The organism is Psychroflexus salarius (assembly GCF_900129035.1).
GTDB classification, from domain to species: Bacteria; Bacteroidota; Bacteroidia; order Flavobacteriales; family Flavobacteriaceae; genus Psychroflexus; species Psychroflexus salarius.
This window is the reverse complement of the sequence record NZ_FQTW01000036.1, coordinates 1-1,672: the sequence shown is the minus strand read 5'-3', so window position 1 is coordinate 1,672 and position 1,672 is coordinate 1. Positions and strand designations below refer to the sequence as shown.

Below are 1,672 nucleotides of genomic sequence, written 5' to 3'. Positions count from 1 at the left end.
TAGAAGAATTTGGATTAGGGCGTTTTGTAATGAGTCTATCTACAGCTAATTACGATGCTTTGTTACAAGCTTGGAGTCAATTAGAATTAACAAACAGTCTTTCGCCTAACTTCGGTGAAACTACCTACTCTTGCGCCGCTGCAGATGCCCGCCAGAGTATTATAGATACTTATGGCTGGACGATTGATGATGGGGGTTCGGCAGTAGATTGTGATTTTGCACCCTTTGTCACCACCTGGCAAACCACCAGTTCTAATGAATACATCGCCATCCCAACAAGTGGCGGAGCAGACATTACCGATTTTAATTTTACGATAGACTGGGGCGATGGCACTACAGAGACCATCACTGGCGATGATCCTGACCCTATTCACATGTATGCAAGTGCAGGAACCTACACGGTGAGTATTAGCGGGACTTTTCCATGGATGAATTTGTGGAGTAGTGGTGAAGCAAATGCAGGCAAACTTCAAAGCGTAGAGCAATGGGGCGATATCCAATGGGAAAGTATGAAAGAGATGTTTGGACATGCATCGAATATGACTTACAATGCGACTGATATTCCAGACTTAACCAATGTCACTGACTTATCTTATATGTTTAGAGGTGCCAGCAGTTTTAATGGTGACATCAGTAACTGGGATCTTAGTAGTGTAGAAAATATGAATTACATGTTTTTTGACGCTACTTCCTTTAATCAAAACATCAATACTAAAGTGATCAATGAAGGTACTCCAGAAGAGTATGTAGCTTGGGATGTATCTAGTGTTACAACTATGTTGGTAACATTTTCTAATGCTTCATCTTTTAACCAATCTTTAGATAATTGGGATGTATCGAATGTTACTGAGATGTATGGTATGTTCGATGGTGCATCAGCGTTCAATGGAGACATTAGTACGTGGAATATCAATAATGTAAATGATATGGTCTATATGTTTAGAGGAGCCAGTGCCTTTAATCAAAACATCAACACTAAAGTGATTAATGAAGGTGCTCCAGAAGAGTACATAGCTTGGGATGTATCGCATGGCCCATCAATCTACGCGATGTTTGTGAATGCAACGTCCTTTAATCAACCTTTAGACCAGTGGGATGTATCACAGGTAACTGATTTGGATTATATGTTTGATGGCGCTACAGCTTTTAACCAAGACTTAAGCAGTTGGGATGTATCGCAGTCGGCTTACTTTAACGACTTTTTAACCGGTACAGCCTTTTCACAAGAAAACTACGATGCTTTACTGCAAGCTTGGAGCCAGTTAGACTTAGTAGATGGCATGACGATGAACTTAGATGCCATGTACTCTTGCGCCGCCGCAGAGGCCCGCCAGAGTATTATAGATAATAATAACTGGACGATTAATGATGGCGGTTCGGCAGTAGATTGTGATTTTGCACCCTTTGTCACCACCTGGCAAACCACCAGTTCTAATGAAAACATCACCATCCCAACCGGCGGCGGAGCAGACATTACCGATTTTGATTTCACGATAGACTGGGGCGATGGCACTATCGAGACCATTACCGGCGATGATCCGGACCCAAGCCACAGCTATGCAGCAGCAGGCACTTATACGGTGAGTATTCGTGGTACTTTCCCTTGGATGCAACAGACTGATGCAGCTAATGCTGTAAAGCTTCAGACCGTGGTGCAGTGGGGTGATATTCA

General features: G+C 42.8%; 1 protein-coding gene. It reads left to right on the top strand.

Translation table 11 applies throughout. The features are described from left to right. Window positions 1-1,672: BspA family leucine-rich repeat surface protein (locus BUB82_RS11605; protein ID WP_143185699.1), on the top strand; the 1,672-nt coding region annotated here is incomplete at both ends.